The following is a 388-nucleotide window of genomic DNA, read 5'->3' on the forward strand; positions in this document are numbered from 1 at the left end:
ACAGAATCAGGGCGTGCAGCCACCGTGGTCCGGGTCGCCGCTTACGACTCGCTGCAAGGGCCTTTACTCACCATGATCATCAATCTCATGTTGGCTGAGGGCAGTGTCAATAGTCTTGGCCAGGTAGCGCTTGATCTTAAAACGGGTCAGTCGCCGCTGCTGTATTTCTTTGGCCCCACCAAAAACCAGCGAGAGAAGGGCGGGGCGTTCATGTTGAAAAAGTTCAAGTCGCTGGAACCGGTGATGACAATTTTTGTGCTTAATGAAATAGGCAGACAGGATGACCAGTTCCTTAAGCCCGAATACTTTACATTCAGGACTCATCCTGAACCGGGCGCCAGCGTCGCTCGCGCGGTGAATTTTGGCGAAGGGGCGGTATTGAACTTCA

General features: G+C 52.8%; 1 protein-coding gene. It reads left to right on the plus strand.

The window, feature by feature from the left end:
- Nucleotides 1-72 precede the first annotated feature (72 nt).
- Nucleotides 73-388, plus strand: a 316-nt coding sequence (locus SxD43FB_RS24340; protein WP_217988866.1) for a hypothetical protein, incomplete at its 3' end; no start/stop codon positions are given.

Origin of the sequence: Sphingobium sp. D43FB, from assembly GCF_002312805.1 — a bacterium.
Classification (GTDB): domain Bacteria; phylum Pseudomonadota; class Alphaproteobacteria; order Sphingomonadales; family Sphingomonadaceae; genus Sphingobium.